The organism is Candidatus Obscuribacterales bacterium, assembly GCA_036703605.1.
GTDB lineage: Bacteria > Cyanobacteriota > Cyanobacteriia > RECH01 > RECH01 > RECH01.
This window is the reverse complement of sequence record DATNRH010000060.1, coordinates 1-1621: the sequence shown is the minus strand read 5'-3', so window position 1 is coordinate 1621 and position 1621 is coordinate 1. Positions and strand designations below refer to the sequence as shown.

The following is a 1621-nucleotide window of genomic DNA, read 5'->3' as shown; positions in this document are numbered from 1 at the left end:
CCAACGGAGATAGGGGCGGGAGTAAAAGTAAAAACCTTAACCTTATCCTCAACCTTAAGCATCTCTTTGCTTCTTATTCTTTTTCTCTTCTCGCATTCTCTGAGAATATCTGCGCTTGGCCTCCTTGTCCCGTCTCACGCGTGCCGTATAGGCATCTACCCAGTACGGGGTCCCATCGGGGAGCATCTCCATGGCGCGCTTATCGCTCGTACGACCCAACTTTTTGTAGATGGCTATCAGGTACGGCTGCTGCGGTAGGACGTATGTACCGGGGCCCACGCAAAAGGCTACCACCCACTTGGGCTCTATCCGGTCGGCCCGCTCAATCTTGGGGTCCGTATGGCAAAAGTAGTATAGGTGGTCGTGCCCCAGCATACCGGCCGCGTGGAGGCGAGACAGCTCATGGCGCTCCACCATGACGCCTTCCTTGAACAGGGAGTACTTGTCCTTGGGGGACCACGTACGGTGGCGCGTTGCACTGGCACTGGCATTGGCCCCGGCGCCGCCATTACCAGGGGTGCCCTTCTTTACGGGCTTGTGTTTACGGGCTCTTTGTATTGTGTACAGCGAACTCAAGAGAAGGTGCCTCTCCATCAAAACCCTAAAACTTGGCACTCTGGGCACTTCACGCGGGCCTGGAACGCCTGCTGCTCCTCCGCCGACATGCACGCCCAGTGGACGCCGTTCTCACACGCCAGATCGCCGCAGAAAAAAAGATTTCTCGAGTTTTTCAGCGAACACTTGCAGCGGTAACACTTGGTGTGAGCGGAGCACGCCCTACACACCCTCACGCTGCCCTCGCCCACGCCCCCCCTCCGTATCTCCTCATCACACACGTGGCACTCGACACTCATATTCATATTGAAATTATGAAAAGTACCAGAGAGGTAACATTGGATGATATGAAGGCGGCTATATCGCCGTATGGTAAGGTCGTGGTCTGGAAGCAAGTGCGGCGCGATAAGGACTACCTTGATAGGATCCCTTTTGAGGTTATGATAAAGTTTATCAAGCCTATCAGCGTGGCCTTTGACGGCCATATCCCATCCAAGTCCGCCATGGTGCTTACGTGGCTGGGCGGTATCGCTCTGTTTTCAAACGGAAAAGATATCACTCCTGGCAAACCTTTATCAGTTGTAGTACCTTGCAGAGGCAAGAACAACCGACTGAGTTGGCTGTGCGCTGACCCGGACTTGCAGACATGGGTGTTTGAACTATCATTTCGCCGATCCCTGGGTACCATGCAAAATGTGCAAGACTTCTTTGCCCATTTGGTGGCCCACGGACTTTGGACGTCTACGCCTGAAGCAGACGTCCGCCTTGAACTCATACCACCCAAGGATGATACTACTGAGCGACTTTATTATGATTTCGAGTAAAGAAGAAAGATGGCCACCAGTTTGCAGTTTCATGCTATAAAGGGAACCCTCCGGCAACTCTCCGTTCGGGAGCTTAAACGCTTGATCAACGACGTTCAAGCGGCACTCAACGAACGCCAAAGGGCACAGGAAGAAAAACTATGCGAGGCGATATCCCTTACTGTGGCTACTGTCCTTGAAGGCTCTACAGTGAGCGACTGGCGCCCTACGTCTGCTTATTATAGTTGGGAAAATCTCAAGTT

Annotated in this window: 2 protein-coding genes; both read left to right on the top strand. The window is 53.0% G+C overall.

Going from position 1 to position 1621, the window contains the following annotated elements; genetic code table 11:
- Nucleotides 1-836: 836 nt before the first annotated feature.
- Entirely contained in the window at nt 837-1379 is a 543-nt protein-coding gene (locus V6D20_01315) for a hypothetical protein (protein HEY9814437.1), read from the top strand.
- Nucleotides 1380-1388: 9 nt separating this feature from the next.
- Nucleotides 1389-1621 (top strand): hypothetical protein (locus V6D20_01310; protein ID HEY9814436.1); only part of this gene is annotated, 233 nt, incomplete at its 3' end.